The sequence below is a fragment of the Enterorhabdus sp. P55 genome, assembly GCF_009911695.1.
GTDB lineage: Bacteria > Actinomycetota > Coriobacteriia > Coriobacteriales > Eggerthellaceae > Enterorhabdus.
In genome coordinates this window covers 1-4,006 of the sequence record NZ_QWKK01000152.1, presented here as the reverse complement: position 1 = coordinate 4,006, position 4,006 = coordinate 1, and the positions used below count along the sequence as shown (strand labels likewise).

At 73.0% G+C, this 4,006-nt stretch carries 3 protein-coding genes; 2 read left to right on the top strand and 1 reads right to left on the bottom strand.

Annotated features, from left to right (window positions below; translation table 11 throughout):
- The first annotated feature begins 706 nt into the window (after nt 1-706).
- Nucleotides 707-1,651, top strand: a complete 945-nt coding sequence (locus D1643_RS10060) for a DMT family transporter (protein WP_370520336.1) — start codon at nt 707-709, stop codon at nt 1,649-1,651.
- Nucleotides 1,652-1,726: 75 nt separating this feature from the next.
- Here the strand turns inward: D1643_RS10060 and D1643_RS10055 are convergent, their stop codons facing one another.
- The gene (locus D1643_RS10055; protein ID WP_160710491.1) at nt 1,727-3,079 is read right to left on the bottom strand and encodes an FtsX-like permease family protein; all 1,353 of its coding nucleotides are present in this window, start codon (nt 3,077-3,079) and stop codon (nt 1,727-1,729) included.
- Between the two features lie 238 nt (nt 3,080-3,317).
- Between D1643_RS10055 and D1643_RS10050 the strand changes: the two genes are divergently transcribed.
- On the top strand, nt 3,318-4,006 hold a 689-nt coding region (locus tag D1643_RS10050; protein WP_160710490.1), incomplete at its 3' end, for an MFS transporter.

The following is a 4,006-nucleotide window of genomic DNA, read 5'->3' as shown; positions in this document are numbered from 1 at the left end:
CGGCGGGCGTGCCGGGCGGCGCGCCATCACCGAGGCCCGCGGCGAGGCGGCCCGCGAGCGCCTGGCCGAGCGTCGCGCCCGCCGCGCCCGAGAACGCGGTGAGGCCGAGTAGGCCCGTCGCGCCTGAGGGGGCGGTGAGGCCGAGTAGGCCCGCTGCATTTGCGGACTCGTCCCCTGGCTGGCTTTGGCCTTGCGCAGCCCCTTCTTCCGCGTGTCTCTGCGAGTCCTCGCCCTTGCCCGCAGGCGGCCGGCGCGCTAGTCGACGCCGAGTCGGTCGGATGCTCGGCGCATTCTCCTTGCCGCGGGCTTGCATTCGGGCGTGACCGGGCTCTTGCCGCGGCGGTATGCGGTTGCCGGGCCCCTGGGTGCGTGCGGAGGGGACGGGAGACGCGCTGCAAAGTCGCGATCGCCTGCCAAGGCCCTCTGGCGCTTTCCGTCTTTTCGCATTCCGCCGCCTGCGCGCCTTCGCCTCTCGGCCTTGCCCCCTCGGAGTCTTCGGCTGACGTTTTCCGTCTCTGGCGGAGGGCGTCGTGGGATAATCGGGCATCGTCGCGGGCGCAGCTTCGCGACGCCGGCGCCAACGATGCGCGTGGGGTTCAGGCGAGCGAGGTCGCGTGCCTGCGGGAGCGAGGGCGAGCGCCTTGTCGGGGGCCCTGGCGGGCGCCCGGGAGACGAGCCGCCGGGTGCGGCGGGGAAGGGGGGAGACGTGGCTGAGCGGAAGGCCGAGCGGGCGCGCGGGCTCGTGTGCGCGCTTGCGGGGGCGTCGCTCTGGGGCGTCTCGGGCGCGTGCGCCCAGTTCCTCCTGGACGACTACGGCGCCACGCCGGCCTTCGTCACCGTCGTGCGCGCCCTGACGGCCGCGGCGCTGTTCGTCGTGCTGCTGGCCGCGCGCTATCGCGCGGCCGTGGCGGCCATCCTGCGCGACGGCGCGGCACGGCGCGGCACGGCCCTCTTCGGCGTGGCGCTCTTCCTCAGCCAGTTCACGTTTGCAGCGTCGGTGGGGGCCACCAACGCCGGCACGGCGACGGTGCTCCAGAGCCTGGCCGTCGTCCTCATCATGCTCATCACCTGCGTGCGCGGCCGAGCGCTGCCGCGCCTGGGCGATGCCGCGGGGCTCGCGTGCGCGCTGGCGGCTACGTGGCTCATCGCCACCCAGGGCAACCCAGGCGCGCTGCAGCTGCCTCCGGACGGCCTGGCCTGGGGCTTGGTGAACGCGTTATCAGTGACCTTCTACATCATGTATCCGCGACGCCTCTACGCGCGGTTCGGGAGCCTGCCCGTCGTGGGCTGCGGCATGATGGCGAGCGCCGCCGTGAGCGTGGGCGTGTGGGGGCTGGGGGGCCTGTGGGGCGCGCCACCGTCGCTGCCTGCGCTCGACGCGACGGGTGCTTTGGTGCTCGTGGCGGGGGTGGGCGTGCTGGGCACCTTCGTCGCCTTCGGGCTCTATCTGACGGGCGTGGCGACGGTGGGGCCGGTGGCGGGTGGCCTGCTCGGCGCCGTGGAACCGGCGAGCGCCACGGCGTTGGCGGCGCTCTGGCTCGGCACCGTCGTGAGCGCCGCCGACGGGGCGGGTCTGGCGCTCATGGTGGCGATGATCGTGCTGGTGAGCAGGGCTCCGGCTCCGGGGGGAGCCTCGGGGTCGAGGCCCTGAGGCCGCCGCGCTTTGCGGTTGGGGCGCTGCCCTGGCCGCCGCGCCGGCCGGCCCGCCCGAGGCCTCGTGGCGCGTCTAGCGCCCCAGCATGCGCACGCACTGGCGCGCGGTGATGAGGTAGTAGGCCCCCATGAGCGCCAGGGTGCCGCCAACGGTGCCGCCGATGATGGCGGTGAGCTGGGTGGCGCCGAGCGCGAGGGAGAGGAACAGCACGAGCAGCATCCCGAAGGCGTCGTGGACGAGCGCGAAGGCGATCGGCGCGACGAAGTAGACGCCCACCTGGGCGCGCACGGCGGCGACGCGCATCGCGCGCGGGGCGCCCAGGTCGTCGAGGAGCCGGTAGCGCGAAAGGCTGTCGGCCGCCTCGGAGAGCTGCTGGAGCGCGAGCACGGCCGCGGCGGTCACGAGGAACGTCGCGCCGTAGAAGATGCCCGCGTAGGCGACGGGGGCGAGCGTCTCGCCGCTGCCGAGCGGGCTCTCGCGCAGGCCGACGCTGAAGGCGAGCCCCGTCGTGATCATGCACACGGCCACGGCGACGAGCGCGCATACGCAGGCCATGGCGTTGGAGCTCGCGCACACCCGGGCCTCCACCTGGCGCAGCGTGAAGCTGTGCAGGCTCGTCCAGTACCAGTTGGGGCAGCGTCGGCGCAGGAAGTCGGGTAGGCGCGTGGCCGTGTAGCGGAAGATCAGGCCCGTGCCGAGCACCGCGACCACGCCATAGGGGAGCATGAGCCCGACGAAGAGGGCCGGCTGCAGCAGGCAGGTGCCCCAGACGAACGCGAGCAGCGCGATCCCCACGATGAGCTGCGCGCGGCCGGTCAGGCGGCCGAGCCCGCGCGGTTGGTCGGGGCGCCGGGCGGCGCCCATGAGCTCGCCGAGGGACTTCCGGCGCATCGTCCTCATGCCGAGCAGCGTGGCCAGCGCCATGACGGCGGCGAAGGAGCCCGCCGTCCAGAGCGCCGCGTCCGGCGACCAGGTCAGCACCGGCTTCCACGGCACGCCGAACACGAAGGCCGCCGCGGCGCCGAAGAGGGGAGAGGCCGCGCAGCCCAGCGCGAGGCCCGCGGCGAGGGCCCCCGCGCCCACCAGGGTTCCCTCGAGCGCCAGGATGACCGCCATCTCCCCGCCGCCCATCCCGAGCAGCGCGTAGGTTCCGAACTCGTGCGAGCGGCGCCGCAGGATGAAGCGATTGGCGTAGGTGATGAGGAAGGCGAACACGAGCACGGTGAACGTCGAGAACGCCTGCATCGCGCCGCCGGCTTTTTCGTAGATGGCGCGTTGGTCGGGTGTGAGGTCGAGGGCGAGCAGGTAGTCGGTCGACGACGTGAAGGCGTAGAGGAGGCATGCCGCGAAGGTGAGCGTGGCGAAGTAGACGGAGTAGTCGGCGACGGAGCGGCGCACGTTGCGCAGCGCGAGCTTGAGGTGCATCGGAGGTCCTTCCCTTTGGTCTGCCCCCATGGTAGGCGTCCGCCTGCCGTCGGGCCATCGAAGTTGCTTGCATGGCGGTGACACTTTCGTAAGGGGAGCGGCGTTGTGCTAGACTGCGCGATGCAGAACGCGGTTACCGGCACTCGCGCCCAGTAATATCTACGCTGCCCGCGGCCGCCCCGCCTCGCGCTGGGCCGTCGCGTCCCCCTCGAAGGCGATACGGAAAGGATGGCGGCTCATGGCGGGCAGCTCCCTCGCGCCGCTGCTGGCGGTGCTCTACGGCAGCGGGTTTCTGGCTGGATTCAACGAGAACCTGGTGAACATGGCGCTCGTCCCCATCATGGGGGAGTACGGCGTCGGGTCGGTGACGGCCCAGTGGCTGGTCACCGGCTACATGATCGCGGTCACCGTGGTGGTGACCTGCATGGCGTTCCTCTACCGGCGCTTCGCCGTGCGACGGCTGTTCCTGGCTGCGGCGGGCTTAAGCTTCGCCGGGTCGCTCGGCGGCCTGGTGGCGCCGGGGTTCGCGGCGCTCGTGGCCGCACGGCTCGTGCAGGCTGTGGGCACCGGCATCTTCATCCCCCTCATGATGAACGTGATCGTCTCGCGCCTGCCGCGGGCGTCGATGGGCACCTACCTGGCCATCGGCAGCTCGATGATCACGCTCGGGCCGGCGCTCGCGCCGGTGGTGACGGGGTTTATGGTGAGCGGGCTGGGGTGGCGCAGCGTCTTTCTCGTGCCGCTCGCGGGCGCCGCGCTTCTGGCTGCAGCTGGCTGGACGGTGGTGCGCGGCGGGGAGTCGTCGCCTGAGGTGCGGCTCGACGCGCCGTCGGCGGCGCTGGCCGCGGCGGGCCTGGTGGCGCTCTCCTTCGGGCTGTCCGAGGTGGCGCTCGCACCGGCGCGCGGCGGGGCGGCGCTCGTGGCGGC

What these genes read in the sequence shown, in the direction of transcription:
- D1643_RS10055 (WP_160710491.1), bottom strand. Translation starts at nt 3,079, where the DNA reads ATGCACCTCAAGCTCGCGCTGCGCAACGTGCGCCGCTCCGTCGCCGAC.